Source organism: Collinsella aerofaciens, assembly GCF_005844325.1.
GTDB classification, from domain to species: Bacteria; Actinomycetota; Coriobacteriia; order Coriobacteriales; family Coriobacteriaceae; genus Collinsella; species Collinsella aerofaciens_G.
On sequence record NZ_SPFY01000006.1, the window covers coordinates 61,252 to 78,481 of the forward strand.

The 17,230-nt window shown below is 59.3% G+C and carries 13 protein-coding genes; 12 read left to right on the forward strand and 1 reads right to left on the reverse strand.

Features of this window, described 5'->3' with window-relative positions:
• Window positions 1-199: 199 nt before the first annotated feature.
• The 4 genes from ligA to FGQ61_RS03535 are packed head-to-tail and all read left to right on the forward strand — an operon-like array spanning window position 200 to window position 4,299.
• A complete protein-coding gene (ligA, locus tag FGQ61_RS03520; protein ID WP_138374589.1) occupies window positions 200-2,506 on the forward strand; it encodes an NAD-dependent DNA ligase LigA in 2,307 nt (768 codons plus the stop codon).
• Window positions 2,507-2,516: 10 nt separating this feature from the next.
• On the forward strand, window positions 2,517-3,650 hold the full coding sequence (locus tag FGQ61_RS03525) for an exonuclease domain-containing protein (RefSeq protein ID WP_161145503.1): 1,134 nt from the start codon (window positions 2,517-2,519) through the stop codon (window positions 3,648-3,650).
• 54 nt (window positions 3,651-3,704) lie between these two features.
• On the forward strand, window positions 3,705-3,974 hold the full coding sequence (locus FGQ61_RS03530; protein ID WP_117635874.1) for a type II toxin-antitoxin system prevent-host-death family antitoxin: 270 nt from the start codon (window positions 3,705-3,707) through the stop codon (window positions 3,972-3,974).
• Window positions 3,964-4,299, forward strand: a complete 336-nt coding sequence (locus tag FGQ61_RS03535; RefSeq protein WP_161145504.1) for a type II toxin-antitoxin system RelE/ParE family toxin — start codon at window positions 3,964-3,966, stop codon at window positions 4,297-4,299. Before FGQ61_RS03530 ends, FGQ61_RS03535 begins: the two co-directional genes overlap by 11 nt.
• Before the next feature lie 137 nt (window positions 4,300-4,436).
• Here the strand turns inward: FGQ61_RS03535 and FGQ61_RS03540 are convergent, their stop codons facing one another.
• A complete protein-coding gene (locus FGQ61_RS03540) occupies window positions 4,437-5,783 on the reverse strand; it encodes an MATE family efflux transporter (RefSeq protein WP_138374592.1) in 1,347 nt (448 codons plus the stop codon).
• A gap of 261 nt (window positions 5,784-6,044) precedes the next feature.
• Here FGQ61_RS03540 and FGQ61_RS03545 point away from each other — a divergent pair, with 261 nt between their 5' ends.
• From FGQ61_RS03545 to FGQ61_RS03580, 8 genes are all read left to right on the forward strand, one after another.
• Window positions 6,045-7,874, forward strand: a complete 1,830-nt coding sequence (locus FGQ61_RS03545; protein ID WP_138374593.1) for an ABC transporter ATP-binding protein — start codon at window positions 6,045-6,047, stop codon at window positions 7,872-7,874.
• Window positions 7,867-9,765, forward strand: coding sequence for an ABC transporter ATP-binding protein (locus FGQ61_RS03550; protein ID WP_138374594.1), 1,899 nt, complete (start codon window positions 7,867-7,869; stop codon window positions 9,763-9,765). The genes FGQ61_RS03545 and FGQ61_RS03550 overlap by 8 nt, the downstream gene beginning before the upstream one ends.
• Window positions 9,766-10,031: 266 nt before the next feature.
• Window positions 10,032-11,018: a hypothetical protein gene (locus FGQ61_RS03555; RefSeq protein ID WP_138374595.1), complete on the forward strand. Its 987-nt coding sequence runs from the start codon at window positions 10,032-10,034 to the stop codon at window positions 11,016-11,018.
• Between the two features lie 233 nt (window positions 11,019-11,251).
• The gene (gene moaA, locus FGQ61_RS03560; RefSeq protein WP_249360923.1) at window positions 11,252-12,307 is read left to right on the forward strand and encodes a GTP 3',8-cyclase MoaA; all 1,056 of its coding nucleotides are present in this window, start codon (window positions 11,252-11,254) and stop codon (window positions 12,305-12,307) included.
• A gap of 4 nt (window positions 12,308-12,311) precedes the next feature.
• Window positions 12,312-13,613, forward strand: a complete 1,302-nt coding sequence (mobB, locus tag FGQ61_RS09790) for a molybdopterin-guanine dinucleotide biosynthesis protein B (protein ID WP_138374596.1) — start codon at window positions 12,312-12,314, stop codon at window positions 13,611-13,613.
• A gap of 276 nt (window positions 13,614-13,889) precedes the next feature.
• Window positions 13,890-15,176, forward strand: coding sequence for an MFS transporter (locus tag FGQ61_RS03570; RefSeq protein ID WP_171021493.1), 1,287 nt, complete (start codon window positions 13,890-13,892; stop codon window positions 15,174-15,176).
• Window positions 15,177-15,382: 206 nt separating this feature from the next.
• On the forward strand, window positions 15,383-16,204 hold the full coding sequence (locus FGQ61_RS03575; protein ID WP_138374598.1) for an HAD family hydrolase: 822 nt from the start codon (window positions 15,383-15,385) through the stop codon (window positions 16,202-16,204).
• A gap of 523 nt (window positions 16,205-16,727) precedes the next feature.
• On the forward strand, window positions 16,728-17,230 hold a 503-nt coding region (locus tag FGQ61_RS03580; RefSeq protein WP_212745431.1), incomplete at its 3' end, for a hypothetical protein.

Here is a 17,230-nt window from a genome sequence, read left to right on the forward strand (position 1 = left end):
GGACAGCTCCTCTTTTCTTATTGATCCGTTGGGGACGGAGGAAAACGGGTCATTTAGAACTGACAAGGGCATGGGTTGATCGCGCGATCCACCCCGGTCCGTCGGCTGCCGATTCGGTGCGGTTCGAAAGGGCTATTCGGCGCCATGGTGACCGGTGGTACTCTAGTATCCGTTTGAAATCGAGCGAAGGAGTGCCGCTATGGAGCAATCGAGCCTGTTTGGTGACGGCGTGGACATCGATACCGAAACGCCCGCGAGTGCGGATGCCGCTGCACCGACCGATGCCCGTGCCCAGGCGGCAGCACGTGCGGCCGAGCTGCGCCACGAGCTCGATTACCACGCCTATCGCTACTACATGCTCGATGCGCCCGAGATCACGGACGCCGCCTTTGACAAAATGCTCGTTGAGCTGCAGGAGATCGAGGCTGCCTACCCCGATTTGGTAACGCCCGACAGCTATACCCAGCGTGTGGGCGGCTACGTGAGCGAGCAGTTTACGTCGGTCACGCATATGGCGCGCATGTATTCCATGGACGATGCCATGGATCTGGACGAACTTGACGCGTGGCTCCAACGAACCGAGGATGCGCTCGGCGCAGGTAGCGTCACCTATACCTGCGAGCTCAAGATTGACGGCTTGGGCGTTGCGCTTACCTATCAAAACGGCACCTTCGTGCGCGCGGCCACGCGCGGCGATGGCACCACGGGCGAGGACGTGTCGCTCAACGTGCGCACCATCAAGGATGTGCCCATGCACCTGTCCGAGCCGGCACTCGCCCACATGGGCGCCGACCGCGAGCGCACCATTGAGGTACGCGGCGAGGTCTACATGCCCAAGGGCAGCTTTGTCCGCCTGAATGAAGAGGCCGATGCCGAGGGCCGCGACCCCTTCGCCAACCCGCGCAACGCCGCCGCCGGCAGCCTGCGCCAAAAGGATCCCAAGGTCACAGCACGCCGCGATCTGGCCACCTTTATCTACGCCATCGCCGATACCGACCCGTTGCACGTCCACAGCCAGCGCGAGTTTCTGGACTGGCTGCGCAGCGCCGGCTTTAGCGTCAACCCCAACGTGGCACGCTGCGCCACACCCGCCGAGGTCCACGAGTTCTGTGCCCAGGCGCTTGAGCACCGCGGTGACCTGGACTACGACATCGACGGCGTGGTCGTAAAGGTCGACAGCTTTCAGCAGCAGCTCGACCTGGGCTTTACTGCCCGCGCGCCGCGCTGGGCCATCGCCTTTAAGTTCCCGCCCGAGGAAAAGCAGACCGTCCTGCGCGAAATTCGCATCCAGGTGGGCCGCACCGGTGTGCTCACGCCGGTCGCCGAGTTCGACCCGGTGACGGTTGCCGGCTCCACCATCGCGCGCGCCACGCTGCACAATATCGACGAGATCCGTCGCAAAAACGTGCGCGAGGGCGACACCATCATCGTGCACAAGGCAGGCGACGTAATCCCCGAGGTCGTGGGCCCGGTACTCGATAAGCGCCCGGCCGATTCGGTCGACTGGCACATGCCCGAGGTCTGCCCCGTGTGCGGCAGCCCCGTGGTCCACGAGGACGGCGAGGTTGCCTACCGCTGCGTCTCCATCGACTGCCCCGCGCAGCTCAAGGAGCGCCTGCTCCACTGGGTGAGCCGCGGCTGCATGGACGTCGACGGCCTAGGCGACGAGATTGTCGACAAGATGATCGCCGCCGGCCTGGTCCACGATGTCGCGGACTTCTACCAGCTCACGATCGATGACATCGCAGGCCTGGACACGGGCCGCGTGGTAAAAGGGGGGCATCGTAAGGGCGACCCCATGCTCGATAAGCATGGAAAGCCGATGCTCAACGAGGACGGTACTCCAAGGCTTTACAAAGCCGATCGAATCGTTAAAAATGCGGGCGAGCCCATACCGGTGGGTGTGAAGACGGCTGAAAAGATAGTCGATGAGCTCAATAAATCTCGGCAGTTGCCGCTCCCAAGGATTCTGTTTGCTTTGGGGATTCGCTTGGTGGGGAAGAGCGTCGCCGAGCTTATAGCCCGGCGTTACCTTTCAATTGATGCACTTGTTATAGCTGACGAGGAAGATATAGCCCAGATCGAAGGGGTTGGACCGGAAATCGCAAATAGCATAAAGGAGTTCTTCTCTGTTCCGGAAAATCTCGATGTGCTTCAGCGACTTCGTGAATGCGGTTTCTCTCTCGAGGAAGACCTTATGGGCGCAATGCAGGCAAAGTCTGAAAAAGCTGGTATTTCCGCCAATCTCGCTTCAGAGCAACCACTAACAGGATTGACTTTTGTTCTGACCGGTACACTCGAGAAACGTTCTCGTTCCGAGGCTGGGGATGTGTTGAAACTTCTGGGGGCTAAGGTGACGGGGTCGGTTTCGAAGAAAACCTCCTATGTAGTTGCGGGGGCGAATGCGGGCTCAAAGCTCACTAAGGCCCAAGCACTTGGTGTGCCCGTACTGGACGAAGACCAACTTGAGGAAATTATCGAAACGGGCGAAGTTCCTGTGGAGTAGGGAGACTGTCATGGCGGCAGACGTACTGTTTTTGGATGTTGAAACTCCAAATGGACACAATGATCGAATTAGCTCAATTGGACTAATTCGATGTGACTGCAATGGTGCCGTCCTTGCAGAGGATTCCTATTTGGTTGATCCTGAGGAGCCGTTTTCGGAAATAAACATGAGGCTAACGGGCATTTCCCACGCTGATGTTGCCGGTGCTCCTACATTTCCGGAAATATGGTCACGCTCATTGAAAAGCTTGTTTGACGGAGCCGCTCTGGTTGCTCACAACGCTTCATTTGATTTGGCGGTTCTGTGGAAGCTATTCGACGCCTATGAACTTGACAGGCCCGAGTGGAATTACGCCTGCACTAAAGAGCTTGCCAAGCAGTGGCATCCAGAATACCCAGACTATAAGCTTCCAACGGTTTGCCGATGCCTAGATCTTGAGATGGGGAACCATCATCGAGCCTTGGACGATGCGGATGCTTGCAGGCGTATTTTCCACTCGTTGGTTATGGAAGACGAGGGGCGTGTCCCCACGTTTGCACCGTATAGTCTTGGTGCTAGTTGCAAACGACGTTCAAATGAAGGGGCTTCCCGTGCTTCGGCACAGAGAGTGAAGTCGGAAAAGACTGCCGATTACTGCGACTTTCTAAGTTTGTGCGAAATGATAGTCGCCAATGGCCGAGTTGATGCCTTGGAGGCAATGTCAGTACTGCAGTATGTCGAAGAACATGATAAGTTGCAAGGCGACCCTTTGCTCGACAAAGTTTGCTCGCTTCTAACTGCCGCTTTGGCGGATGGTGATATAGATGAGCGCGAATCCAATCAATTGGTTGGTTTATTGCAGGGGGTAATCAATCCCTGCTCCGATGGCGTAGCGCATCGACAGGTTCAAATTGAAGGAAAGAAATTCTGCCTCTCTGGTACTTTCTATCATGGTTCAAAAGAGTGTATCAAGCAGTTTATTTTGCAGAATGGCGGCCAGGTACTGAGTGGCGTGTCAAAGAAATGCGACTACGTGGTTGTGGGCGATGAAGGCAGCGATGCTTGGACTACAAAGAACTACGGGAGTAAGGTAAAGAAAGCCTTGGAACTCCAGTCCAAGGGCGATGACATTCAGATTGTCAGTGAAGATGCTTTAGGACTTTAGCGGGGTCGTTTTGGTGTAACATAATTGTGTACACAATTATGTTAGGAGTGTGCCATGCCCGTTTGCGTTCCAATTAAAGATATGCGGGACACCGCAAAGTTTTCTGAGCTCGTTGAAACTACTACGGGCCCAGTGACTGTTACAAAAAACGGCTATAGCAAATTTGTTGTACTTCGATCTGAAGACTATGACCTCATGGTTCAGGAACAGGCTAAGGCTCGCCTGATGGCTCGTATAGCTGTGGCCGAGCGGGAGCGTGCTGCCGGCACGGCGCGTGATGCCTTTGAGGCCCTCGATGACCTTGAGGCAAAATATGGCCTATAACGTCAAGATTCTGCCTACAGCTGAACAAGAGGTTGACGATATCGTTGATTATCTATTAGGGCATGGTATTTTTACCGCCCGGCATTTTCTTGATAAATACCGTAGTCAGCTCCAGCTTCTTCAAAGTGGTGTAGTTGACTACGGCTTATCGAAGTTACCCGAGCTTGCAGCGCTTGGCTACCATGCTTGCCTCGTCAATTCTTATGTAATGCTTTATTACTACGATAACGAGGACGTTGTGGTTGCCCATGTTTTTCACCAAAGCCAAGATTATGCCGCATTGGTGATATCTAGAAATCGATTCGAGTTGCTGGATAATGATTAGTAAGAACCGCCCGGAAGCACGATGCCTTCCGGGCGGTTCTTACTTTGCCGGGACAACCGGCACCGTGATCTGCGTCACGTAGGTCGCCGGGTCGTCGCTGATGATGTCGTCGATGGGGGCGATTTCGCGTTGCCCCGCTACGCTGCCAACTTGTCAAAAGCCCCACGCCGGTTGAGCACGGTAAACGCGACAACACAGATGACTGCCGACAAAATCGAGCCGCATGGCGAAGCGATGCCCATGGGAAACAGCGTGTCGGAATAGGCGTTCGACAGCAGCCACGCGCCCGGCACGCGAATGAGTGCCACGGCCAGCACGTTGTGCGCAAAGCCGATGTAACTCTTGCCGTATGCAGCGAAAAAGCCACTAAAGCAAATGTGGATGCCGGCAAAAATCGCGTCGAAAATGTAGCTGCGCATATAGCCGGTACCGGCCGCGACGACCGCGGAGTCCTTGGCAAAAAAGCCGATAAACGCCGGTGCCACCAGCCACATCAGCACCGTGATCAGGCAGCCATACACCACCGAGATCGTCATGGCGTCTTTGAGCACCTGACGCGCGCGATCGCCCTTGCCCGCGCCGGCGTTTTGCGCCGTGAGCGCGCTGACGGTGGCACCCATGGAACTCGGCACAATGAACAAAAAGCTGATCATCTTTTCGACCAGGCCCACGGCGGCAGCGTCGACGAGCCCTCGGTGGTTGGCAATGACGGTGATGAACATAAACGCCACCTGGATGCAGCCGTCCTGCACGGCCACGGGCACGCCGATCTTAAGAATGCTGCCGAGCACCTCGGGCTGGGGGCGCAGGTCGCTACGCTTAACGTGGATGTTCGTGCGACGGCTCTTGAGCCACACGAGCGCGAGGGCAACGCTTGCCGTCTGGGCGGTTACCGTGCCGAGCGCCGCACCCACGGGGCCGAGTCCCATGTGGCCGATAAATAGAAAGTCGAGCGCGATGTTGATGATGCATGCCACGCCGATCACGTACATGGGCGAGCGCGAATCTCCCAGCCCGCGAAAGATGGCCGAAAGAATGTTGTACGCGGCGATAAAGGGAATGCCGACAAAGCAGATACGCAGGTAGGCGGCGGTTCCTTCGACCGCCTCGGCCGGCGTGCCAATGAGCGCCACAACCTGCGGGCACAGCGCAAGCAGGACAACGGCCAGCACCACCGAGACACCCATAAAGAGCGTGATGGTGTTGCCGATGGCGGTCTCGGCACGGTCGAAGCGACGCGAGCCCACGGCGTGGCCGACGATAACCGTCGTTCCCATGGCCAGGCCCACAAGCGTCACGGTAATGATATAGAGCGTCTGCGCGCCATTGCCCACGGCGGTGATGCCGGCGGCGCCGCTGAACTGCCCCATCATGTACAGATCGGCCATGCCGTAGAGCATCTGCAAAAAGTACGAGAGCATATAGGGCAGGGCAAAGACCGCGATGGTCTTGAGGACATTGCCGTGTGTGAGGTCGTGTTCCATGGGCGGGGCACTTTCTGGCTTGGGTCGTTTACATACCAGTGTAGTGAAAACCCTACAACGATTGTAGAGTCAAGGTTTGTGTTGGCGGTGGGGCGAAAAAGTCACGCTCGCGTTCATTTCTAATTGAATACGGACGTGCGCCCTGTGAGCATGGCGCCTGCACTAGCCTTGCAGAAATCGATTTCGGAACACTTGACACCGCCGCACGGCGCGCCATAATACGTGGGTTTGCGAACAACGTTTGATGGGGGATGAACCTGCGTGCGCAATCTCAAGATTCTGTTTTCCTATCTGGGGGCATACCGCCGCGATGCCATACTCGGCGTGTTCTTTGTGACTGCTGAGACGGCGCTCGAGCTGTTTATCCCGGTCATCATGGCAAATATCATCGATGTGGGCGTGCCCGCGGGCGACATCAACTACATGCTGTTGCAGGGTACGTATATGTTGGTATGCGCCGCATTTTCGCTGGTACTTGGCTTGGGCTATGCACGCACGTCTGCTCGCGTCGCCTCGGGGCTGGGCGCTAACCTGCGCGAGGCCGAGTATCGCAAGATCCAGACGCTCGCTTTTGGCAATCTGGACAACTACGACGCCAGCTCGCTCGTCACTCGCATGACCACCGACATCACCGTGATTCAAAACGCCGTAGGTAACGGCTTCCGCCCCATGGTGCGCGGGCCGGTAAATCTGGTCATGGGCTTCGTCTACGCTTTTGCGCTCTCGCGCGAGCTCGCGGCGGTCTTTGCCGTCATTCTGCCGATGCTCGCCATCGTGCTCGGTATCATTACCGTGCGTGTGAGCCCGCTCTACCGCCAACTCCAGACCTCGATGGACCACCTCAACGGCGTGGTGCAAGAGGACCTTACCGCCGTGCGCGCCGTGAAGGCTTACGTGCGCGCTGAGCACGAGGAGGCCAAGTTCGACACCGTCAATACCGAGCTCGCGCGCACTGCGACAAAGACCTTTGGCAGCGCGGTGCTCAACCTGCCGGTGTTTCAGCTGTCGATGTACGTGGCTGCGCTCTCCATCCTGTGGATTGGCGGCCGCATGATTCTCGCCGGCAAGTTGGGTGTAGGCTCTCTCACGGGCTTTATGAGCTACGTGCTGCTGATCATGAATTCGCTCATGATGATTTCCAACGTGTTTTTGCTGCTCACGCGCGCTCTTACGAGTGTGGGCCGTATCGCCGAGGTGCTCGATGAGGAGCCCTTTATCGCCAACCCCGCGGGAGACCTCGCGATTGCGGCGCCAGCGGACGGCAGTATCGAGTTTCGCGACGTTTCCTTTAAATACCGCGCGGATGCAGCCGAGGATGTGCTCGAGCATATCGACCTTCGCATCGAGAGCGGCTCGACGGTGGGCATCCTCGGCGGCACGGGCTCGGGCAAGAGTTCGCTTGTGCAGCTGATTGCGCGCCTGTACGACGCCACTGAGGGCACCGTGCTTGTGGGCGGACACGACGTGCGCGACTACGACCTCGCGACCTTACGCGATGCCGTGGGCATTGTGCTGCAAAAGAATGTGCTGTTCACGGGCACCGTGCGCGAGAACCTGCAGTGGGGTAATCCGCAGGCGTCGGACGATGAGCTCCTCGCGGCTTGCCGCGCGGCGTGCGTGGACGAGTTCCTTGATCGCATCGGCGGACTCGACGGCGAGTTGGGCCAAGGCGGCGCCGGTGTCTCGGGTGGCCAGAAGCAGCGCCTGTGCATCGCACGCACACTGCTCAAGCATCCGCGCGTGCTCATTTTTGATGACTCCACCAGCGCGGTCGATATGGCGACCGACGCTAAGATTCGCGAGCACATCGCTCGGATTCCCAATACGACCGTGCTCATCATCGCCCAGCGCATCGCGAGCGTCATGGATGCCGATCGCATTGTGGTGTTGGATGACGGTCGTGTCCACGGCGTGGGCACGCACGAGGAACTGCTGGCGGGCGACAACATATACCAGGAGATTTACGCCTCGCAGATGGAGTTTGCGGGGAACACGGACGCCAGCGACGGCGGCGACGATGGCTGCGCGAATGATCCGTTTTCCTCCGTTCCCAGCGGATCGCCCTTGGAAGGGGGTGAGCGCCATGCCTAAGACCGCAGCCCAAGCACGCCCGGCCGACCTCAAGCGCACGGTGCGCCGCCTGCTCTCCTACATGGGGCATGCCAAGTTCTCGTTGCTCGCGGTGGGCGTGCTCGCCTCCGTCGCCGCCATCGCGAGCCTCGCCGGCACCTACATGGTGCGCCCCATCGTTAACGGTTTGGCTACGGGCGGGGAGGAACTGCTCGCCAAGCAGGTCATCCTGACGGCGATCATCTACGCCGCGGGCGTGCTTTCGGCCCTGGGCTACTCGCAGATCATGGTGCGCGCGGCCCAACGCGTGGTGTCCGATATTCGCCGCGACCTGTTCGCGCACATCCAGACGCTGCCGCTCAGTTATTTTGACAGCACGCGCTCGGGCGACATCATGAGCTTTTTCACCAATGACGTCGACACCGTCTCCGAGGCGCTCAACAACAGCTTTGCCAACGTGATTCAGGCCGCCATTCAGGTTGTGGGCACCACGGCTATGCTCATCATCCTTAACTGGCAGCTCACGATTATCACACTCGTGTGCGATGCGGCCATTGTGCTGTATGCGCGCTACTCGGGCGCGCGCTCTAAGCGTTTCTTTGCTGCCCAGCAGGCATCGCTTGGCGACCTGGACGGATACGTCGAAGAGATGGTCTCGGGCCAAAAGGTCATCAAGGTCTTTAACCGCGAGGCGGCGAATGTCGCCGGCTTCACCTGCCGCAACGACGAGCTTCGCCGCACCGGCACCGCCGCCGTGAGCTATGCCAACTCCATGGTGCCCATGACCGTGGTGATTGGCTACGTCAACTATGCCATCGTCGCCGTGGCGGGCGGCATGCTCTGCATCAAGGGACTCGCCGACGTGGGCGCGCTCGCGAGCTACCTGGTCTTTGTGCGCCAGGCGGCCATGCCCATCAACCAGTTTACGCAGCTGGGCAACTTCTTGCTCAACGCGTTGGCCGGTGCCGAGCGCCTGTTTGCGGCTATGGACCTTGAGCCCGAGGTGGACGAGGGCTGCGTGGAGCTGGTGCAGACGGGCGACGCCGCGTGGGCGTGGAAGATTCCCGAGGGCCAGGGCGTGGGCGCGTACGGGCACTTGCATGACGTGGCAGCCGTTGATGAGTCGGGCCGCGCGGTGGCCGCCGACGGCATCGAGCTCACGTGCGGCTTGGTCCCGCTTGCCGGCGACGTGCGCTTCCATGCCGTGGACTTTTCCTACGTGCCGGGCGCCCGCGTGCTCACGGACCTCAACCTGTTTGCCAAGCCGGGGCAAAAGATTGCGTTTGTGGGCTCCACGGGCGCCGGCAAGACGACCATCACCAACCTCATCAACCGCTTCTACGAGGTCGATGACGGCGAGATCACGTACGACGGCATCGACGTCAAGCACATTGCCAAGGCCAGCCTGCGCGGGTCGCTCGGCATTGTGCTGCAGGACACGCACCTGTTTAGCGGCACCATTGCGCAGAACATCCGCTTTGGCAAGCTCGACGCGACCGACGAGGAAGTGCGCGCCGCTGCCGAGGCCGCCTGCGCCGACTCGTTTATCCGCCGCCTGCCGCGGGGCTACGACACACCGGTCACGGCCGACGGCGCCAACCTGTCGCAGGGTCAGCGTCAGCTGCTCGCCATCGCGCGCGTGGCGGTGGCCGATCCGCCGGTGCTCATCCTGGACGAGGCCACGAGTTCCATCGACACGCGTACCGAAAAGCTCATCGAGCGCGGTATGGACCGCATCATGCGCGGTCGCACCACGTTTATGATCGCGCACCGCCTGTCCACTGTCCGCGACGCCGACGCCATCATGGTCCTCGAACACGGCCGCATCATCGAGCGCGGCACGCACGAAGAGCTGCTCGCCCAGCACGGCGAGTACTGGCAGCTGGCGCATGGCTTAAAAGAGCTGGATTAACCCGTTCGAGCACGATGCTTTGACCCCTCCGTGCCCCTCACCTCGCCTCAAACCATCACAACATTCGACGTTTTTTGCCAAAATCGGGAAAAGCATCGAATGTTGTGATGGTTTTTCTGCCGCTCGACCGGGTGGAATCGCTTTCTTGCGCACGAAGGTGTGCGGACCCGTGGGCAGGGGAATAAGGTTGGTTATCCGACTCCATTGGAGGGCTCATGGACCTGCCGATCGTCCTGTCCCATAAGACTGCCTAGCTGTACCACAACGTGGCGCGCCCGTCCGAGCCGCCCTCGCGAGCAAGCAGCCTATACGATGAGGACTCGCTTGCTAACGATGCGGAGCCGACCGCGAGCCTGCCCAAATTGGGACTCGATGCCAAAGGGCTGAGGGCTTCAACGGCAGCTGGGATCGTTACCGACTATCTGGTTTCGCTTGGTATTCCGCGAGAAGAGCTCGATCATATCGACACGCTCGTCAACTTCGATTTTGAGCGCTCGACGCCGGCTGGATTTAGATGCCACGTGTTTGGGGCGCCGGTGCCTCCAGGCCATCTTATCGAGGTGGCAGAGGGCCTTCTAGTGGTTGATGAGGTCATGTGCTTTGTCCAAGCGGGTTCGTGGATGAGCGAGCCCGAGCAGCTGGAATATGGCTACGAAATCTGTGCCCGATACCATTTGAATCATCTGTCGACAGGCGATTACATCGAGATGGGGCAGAGGTATACCGTTGCCGACTTGATTGCTTATTGCAATGAGAACCGATCTCGCCAGGGGGCTATACGCGCGGCCGCCGCGCTCAAGCGCGTGCACGATGGCGCGCGGTCGCCCATGGAGACGGCCACCGCAATCATGGTCGTAGCAAAACGTTCCCAGGGTGGGCTGGGATACGCCAAGATCGAGCTCAACCATCGGGTCGATGTTCCCAACGAGTTCAAGTATCTCGCAAAGGCCGGGTATTTCGAGATCGACGTATATGCGTCTGCGAGCGGTACGGGGATTGAATACAACGGCTCGGACCATCTTGATAAACAGCGCAGCGCGTCGGACGCGGAGCGTATGACCGTGCTGAGCGCGCTGGGCTTTAGGATGATCGTCCTCACCGGGACTCAGTTTGCCCATCAGCTGCAATTGCACCGGGCGATGAACGCCATCGCGCTTGCTATGGGTCTCAAGTGCGATCGAAGCGAAGCGTTCCAGAAACGTCAGAACGACCTGCGAGAATTCGTGATTCGGCACTGGGACGGCGGCCTTTAGGGGCGCTTTGGCCCTTCTACGGGGTGCCGTGGGCAAGCAAACCATCACAACATTCGACGTTTTTTGCCAAAAACGGGAAAAGCATCGAATGCTGTGATGGTCTGTGCTGAGGATGGGCTTGGGAAGCCGGTCTTGCCCAAAGTGACCTGTCCTGTCGTACGGGTGTCGGCGTGATTCTCTCGTGGGGTATTATGTTTTCCGAAGAATAAAACGCCGCGTGAGGGGAGGGCTGCGTGGACGGGCACGTGCAACATGACGGCTTTGGCCGCGATATCAACTACCTGCGCATTGCCGTTACCGACAAGTGCAATTTCCGCTGCATTTACTGCATGCCGGCCGATGGCGTGGCGCCCCGCGCACACGACGAGCTGCTCAGTGCCGAGGAAATCGCCCGCTTTGTGCGCTTGGTGGCGGGGGAGGGCATTCGCCGCGTGCGCCTGACGGGCGGCGAGCCGCTGGTCAGCCGCCGTATCATCCCGCTCATTCGCGACATCCGCGCGATTCCGCAGATCGAGGACATCTCGCTTACCACCAACGGCGCCCTGCTGCCCAAGTTGGCGCCGCAGCTTAAAGATGCCGGGCTTAACCGCGTCAACATTTCGCTCGACACACTCGACCCTACGCTGTTTGGAAAGATCACGCGCCTGGGCCGGCTCGAGCAGACCATGGCAGGCATCGATGCGGCGCTGGCTTGGGGCTTTGAGCCCGTTAAGGTCAACTGCGTTGTGGTGCGCCGGCTCAACCAGGATGTGGCGGCCCTCGCACGACTGACCGTCGACCGCCCCATCCACCTGCGCTTTATCGAATATATGCCCATCGGCGACGAGCACACGAGCTCGCATTGCGCTGTGGACCCGCATGCGCCCGCGCTCAATCCCGAGCTGTGGGACGCGAGCGACACCGTGCCGAGCGACGAGCTGCGGGCGCGCATCAATGCCGGGGCCACCGCGGCGGGACTGGGCGAGCTCGAGTCGCTCGACATCAACGACGCTCCTGCCGGCGCGGGCCCTGCGCGCTATTGGCACTTTCCGGGCGCGGCGGGAACGGTTGGCTTTATTAGCGCCATGTCCAACCATTTTTGTGCGAATTGCAACCGTCTGCGCCTGACGGCCGACGGCAACGTGCGTCCGTGCCTGTTCAGCGATGCTGAGTATTCGGTGCGTGAGGCGCTGCGCCGTGGTGATGATATGCAGGTACTTTCGATTTGGCGCGATGCCGTGGCCCACAAACCGCAGGAACACGCGATAATTGAGGGCACGCAACGATTTATGTCCCAAATCGGAGGATGATCATATGGCCAAGAGCAGGTACGCCGATGCCACCAAGGCCGCTCGCAGGGCCGCGATGTCTGCCCACAAAGCCACGGCTGCGGCGAATGCTGGCAGCGCCGACACGTCCGTGCAGCCGTCTGCCAGCGCTGCCACCGAGCCCGCCCGTGACGCCCGTCGCGACGAGCTGACGCACGTGGACGCCAGGGGCGAGGTGCGCATGGTCGACGTGTCCGACAAGGCCGAGACGCATCGCATCGCCATCGCCGAGGGCACCATCCTCATGCATCCCGAGACGCAGGCCATGGTGCTGCAAGACCGCGCCAAAAAGGGCGACGTGCTTGCCTGCGCGCGCGTGGCGGGCATCATGGCCATCAAACGCACGAGCGACATCATCCCCATGTGCCATCCGCTGCTCATTACCAAGAGCAAGTGCGACATTGCGCCCATCGCTTCGGCGGGGATGCCTGTCGAGAACGTGCCCGAGGGCTGGGCGCCGGCGCGCGCGGACGGGCAGGTTGGCTTTCACGTACTGGTTACGGCCGGCGTGACGGGCAAGACGGGTATCGAGATGGAGGCCCTGACCGGCGCGAGCGCTGCGTGCCTAACGATCTACGACATGTGCAAGGCCGTCGATCGCGGCATGGAGATCGTCGACGTGCGCCTGCTGCACAAGGAAGGCGGCCGCTCGGGTGTGTGGGATCGTGCAGAGCGTCAGGCCGCTGCCGTTGAGTCCGTGGCCGCTAACGGTGCCGCGCCCGCGAGCGCACCCGTCGCCGTCACGCCCGCAGCTCCCACTCCGGCCGTCCCCGCGATCGCGTTTATCGGCTACCAAAACTCGGGCAAAACCACGCTCGTCGAGAAGGTTATCGCCGAGCTCACCCGCCGCGGCCTGCGCGTGGGTTCGCTCAAGCATCACGGGCACCACGGCTTTGATATCGATGTGCCCGCTAAGGATACGTGGCGCCATCATCAGGCCGGATCCAAACACGTGGGCCTCATCTGCGCCACGCGCTGGGCGGAGTACGCCGACACGCGCGAGGAGGACGAGATGCCCGCGCGCGAGCTACTGTCGCGTTACAACGATGTCGACGTGGTGATCATCGAGGGCTACAAGACCGAGGGCTTCGACAACATTGTGGTCGCGCGCTCCGGTGTCGACCGTCTGCGCGGCAAGAGCTCGCTCGACCTGGTCGACGGTCACACGCTGGCCCTTGCCTGCAATGAGGCCTTGGCGCGTCAGGCCTTCGACGCCGGCTTCGCGACCCGAGCCATCAACATCAACGACGCCCGAGCCATCTGCGACCTCATCCAAGACCACCTTTAAGGCTTGACGCTGAACCTGCCAAAAAGGGACAGGTTTATTTTGGTAGGTTTTATCTGGGCAAACGCTGTTTCCACCACAAAGGGGCCAGGTACCTTTGTGGTGATTTTGCTTTGTTAGATGTGTGGGACATGCCTTACAATCTACCAAGTAGTTCATACTGAGCGAAAAACGGAGAGAAGGGGCTTGATGCGCCCTTAATGTTTCATGCGGATAGATTGATTTGACAGACGGTGGCGAATGCCCGCCGTCCGCATTCGTATGAAACAAGGAGTCTCCATGCTTGCCTCTCTTTTCTCAAAACCTCAACCATCGCTGTCCGTGCAGGCCAAGCGCCTGGTGGCGATGCGCTTTCTCATCTACACCGGTTTTCAGACCAGCTACTTTATCGGTGTCATCGGAACGCTCACCTATGCAGACGATGCCTCGGTCGTGGCGACATCGCTGGCCGTTCTGTTTATGAACGTATTCGTGATCCTGGGGTCCTTTGCGGGCGGCGCTGCGCTCGACGCCTGGGGCCCACGTCGCCATTTCTTGTTGAGTATCGTCGGCACGCTGGCGACGGGTGCGGCAATCATCGCCTTTGGCAGCGCGACCGGAACAGTCCTTGCCGACGCGGCGCTCCTAGGTTTTGTGATGGGATTCGCCCAACCCATCGCCACGTCCTATCCGGCATATCTCACCGACGATCCCGCCGAACTCAAAGACATCAACTCCGCCATAACCATGTTCTCCAACGTGAGCATTATCGTCGGCCCCACACTGGGCGGCTTTGTCGCGGCGGCTACATCGTCACGCGCGGTGTTCGTGCTCATGATGATTTTTACCGTACTGGCGTTCATTGCCGGCCGGGGCTTTAGACCGCAAGCAGTTCGCGTCGCCGCGCGTGAAAGTACTCCCGCGGACAGCAGTACAAAGGCAATCACTGCCAGCCAAAGCTCCAACCCCAGCACGTTCGCCCGCGTCACCTTCGCGACAAGCATCAAGACAGTCTTCACCAACAGTATCCTCGCCTTGCTGTTCTGCATTATTTTCCTCTCGAACTTTGGCTACGGTGCCTTCGATCCGCTGGAGTCGTTCTTCTACCGCGATGTCCTGCACGTCGGTGTCGAATGGATGGGCTGGCTCTCGTCGGCCAGCGGTGTGGGCGCGGTGCTGGGCGCCGTGGCCGCGCTCCGCTTGCCGCCGCACCTGGTCAACCTTAAGACGCTGCTTGTGGCGCTCATGTCCGTGGGTCTGGGAAGCCTGCTCTACGTGGGAACGCTGTACGTGGGCGTAGCCCTTGTCGGCCAGATTGCCCTGGGCGTGGCCTGGGGCGTCGTCAACCCGCTCCACAACACGATCGTGCAAACGACGGCCCCGCTCGAGCAGCTCGGTCGCGTGAACTCGGTCATGGGTTTTGGCAATATGTTCGCCGGCGTGGCCCCGCTGGCGATTGCCCCGTGGCTGGCGGCGACGTTTGGTGTGCAGCAGACGCTCGTTGGTGCGGGCATGGTCGTGACGGCAGTTCCCGCGGCGTTGCTGCTGTTTGGACGCCGGCATTTTGATCGTGCCGCAAGGCAGTAAAAACCATCACAACATTCGATGAAAATCGCGATTTTGCCGAATAACGTCGAATGTTGTGATGGTTTGCGTTCCGGCCAGGCCACCACAAAGGGGCCAGGCACCTTTGTGGTGGTTTTTGCTTTGACGGGCCGCGCCTGTGCCTTGGTATACCATGTACGCCGTTCACGAATACGCCCCACACCGCCGCACAACCCAGAAAGGCCCCCATGGACACCACCTTCAGCCACATTAAAGCCGTGTTCTGCGATGTCGACGGCACACTGCTCACAAGCCAGCACACGGTGTCCCCGCGTACCGTGGCGGCGATCCGCGCACTGCGCGAGCGCGGCGTGCTCTTTGGCCTGTGCACCGGGCGCGACGCCCACGCGACCGAGGCCATGTACGAGCTCTGGGGTATCGAAGGCCTGGTGGACGTGCTCGTGGGCTGCGGTGGCGCCGAGGTCATCGACCGTGCACACGGCATCAACGAGCTGAGCTACCCGCTACCGGGCGAGACCATCGCGCACATCTGCGAGCACATGGCAGGCCTGCCGGCAACGCCTGTTTGCCCTCGGGACGGCGTGCTCTATGTGCCCGAGAGCAATGCGTGCGTCGAGCACCTGTCGCGTGTCGACGGCGTGCCCTACAAGGTGGTCGACTTTGCCGAGTTTTTGCGCGAGCCGCAGACCAAGGTGATGTTTACCATGGCGCCCGAGGTGATGCCGCAGGTCATCGAGCGAGCGTCGACGTTCGCCGACGATACCGTTAAAGCGGCTGCTCTACAGACCACGCAGCGACTCTACGAATTCATGGATCCGCGCGTGTCCAAGACGCGCGGCCTTGTGCGCGCGGCGGAGCTCAACGACATGGAGCTCCAGAACATCTGCGTGTTTGGCGATGCCGATAACGACACCTGCATGGTGGCCGACGCCGGCGTGGGCGTGGCCATGGCAAATGGCAGCGATGCTACCCGTGCCGCCGCCGACTTTGTAACCGCCAGCAACGACAAAGACGGCATCGCGATCTTTATCGAGGAACATCTGCTGTAGCGCCGGTGGAGAGCCACCACAAAGGGGACAGGCACCTTTGTGGTGGCCGCTTGATTGCAATAGACACTCAGGTGATTTAGATGAATTGATGCCTAAAATCTGCGCGCAAATTCAAATATGGTTGTCTGAACATTACGCTTCTAACCACCGATGGGTTAAAGATATTCTCATCAGTTTGGTAGGATATTCCTTCCGGTTGATGACCTACTGCTCGCGGTCGATTTTCGACCGTGAGCAGGATGTTTGCTATTGAACAAAAATTTGTGCAAATAAATCTAATGCCATTAAAAAATAATGTGCAACTAAATTACCAGTAGAAACAAAAAATAGATAGCGAATAAACGAAGGTAAATCTGAGCAAATGTCAAGAGAATTGAGACTCCTCTACAAAAATGTCGGTTTTGTTGCTCAGATGTCTAAACAATCGTTACAATATGAACATTAAACGTGCGCAATTACAGATTGCGCAGATACGTTTGATAGTGAAAGAGCAAGATCGCGGTCTCTTGGGGAGGAGACATCGATGAAAGCAAATTCAGACAAATCTAAGCAGAGTAATAAAGCGACGCGCCGTGTACTGGCAGGCGTTTTGTGCGGAGCATCTGTTTTGAGCCTGGTGCTGTCGCTCGTCATGCCTCCGATCTCGCAGGCCATTGCCAACGATGCCCAGACGGTTTCTGCCGAGGAATCCGTTGCGGGCGAAGGCGCTTTGGACGAGGAGGCCGGTGCAGACAGCACCGCAGATAAGGGTACCGAAAACCAGAATGGTGATGACACCGAGCATAGCCAGGGCGAAGACGCCGCTACGACGGACCCGTCTGCCGATGGCGCGGAAGCCAAGGGCGCCGCGCAGCCTTCTGGTGATGAAGCGGATGATGGAGATAGCATCGCTCCCGTTGCAGATGACGAAACTAAATACGATATTCATAGTGGGGAAGAGTTGGCTTCAAAGCTTCAGGACGAGAGCCTTCGGCTTATAGGACAAAATGTGTGTCCACGTTGGGGGCATCGGCGCAGGTCGATGCC

Coding starts and splice junctions, on each gene's coding strand:
- ligA (WP_138374589.1), top strand. CDS start 200: ATGGAGCAATCGAGCCTGTTTGGTGACGGCGTGGACATCGATACCGAA.
- FGQ61_RS03525 (WP_161145503.1), top strand. CDS start 2,517: ATGGCGGCAGACGTACTGTTTTTGGATGTTGAAACTCCAAATGGACAC.
- FGQ61_RS03530 (WP_117635874.1), top strand. CDS start 3,705: ATGCCCGTTTGCGTTCCAATTAAAGATATGCGGGACACCGCAAAGTTT.
- FGQ61_RS03535 (WP_161145504.1), top strand. CDS start 3,964: ATGGCCTATAACGTCAAGATTCTGCCTACAGCTGAACAAGAGGTTGAC.
- FGQ61_RS03540 (WP_138374592.1), bottom strand. CDS start 5,783: ATGGAACACGACCTCACACACGGCAATGTCCTCAAGACCATCGCGGTC.
- FGQ61_RS03550 (WP_138374594.1), top strand. CDS start 7,867: ATGCCTAAGACCGCAGCCCAAGCACGCCCGGCCGACCTCAAGCGCACG.
- mobB (WP_138374596.1), top strand. CDS start 12,312: ATGGCCAAGAGCAGGTACGCCGATGCCACCAAGGCCGCTCGCAGGGCC.
- FGQ61_RS03570 (WP_171021493.1), top strand. CDS start 13,890: ATGCTTGCCTCTCTTTTCTCAAAACCTCAACCATCGCTGTCCGTGCAG.
- FGQ61_RS03575 (WP_138374598.1), top strand. CDS start 15,383: ATGGACACCACCTTCAGCCACATTAAAGCCGTGTTCTGCGATGTCGAC.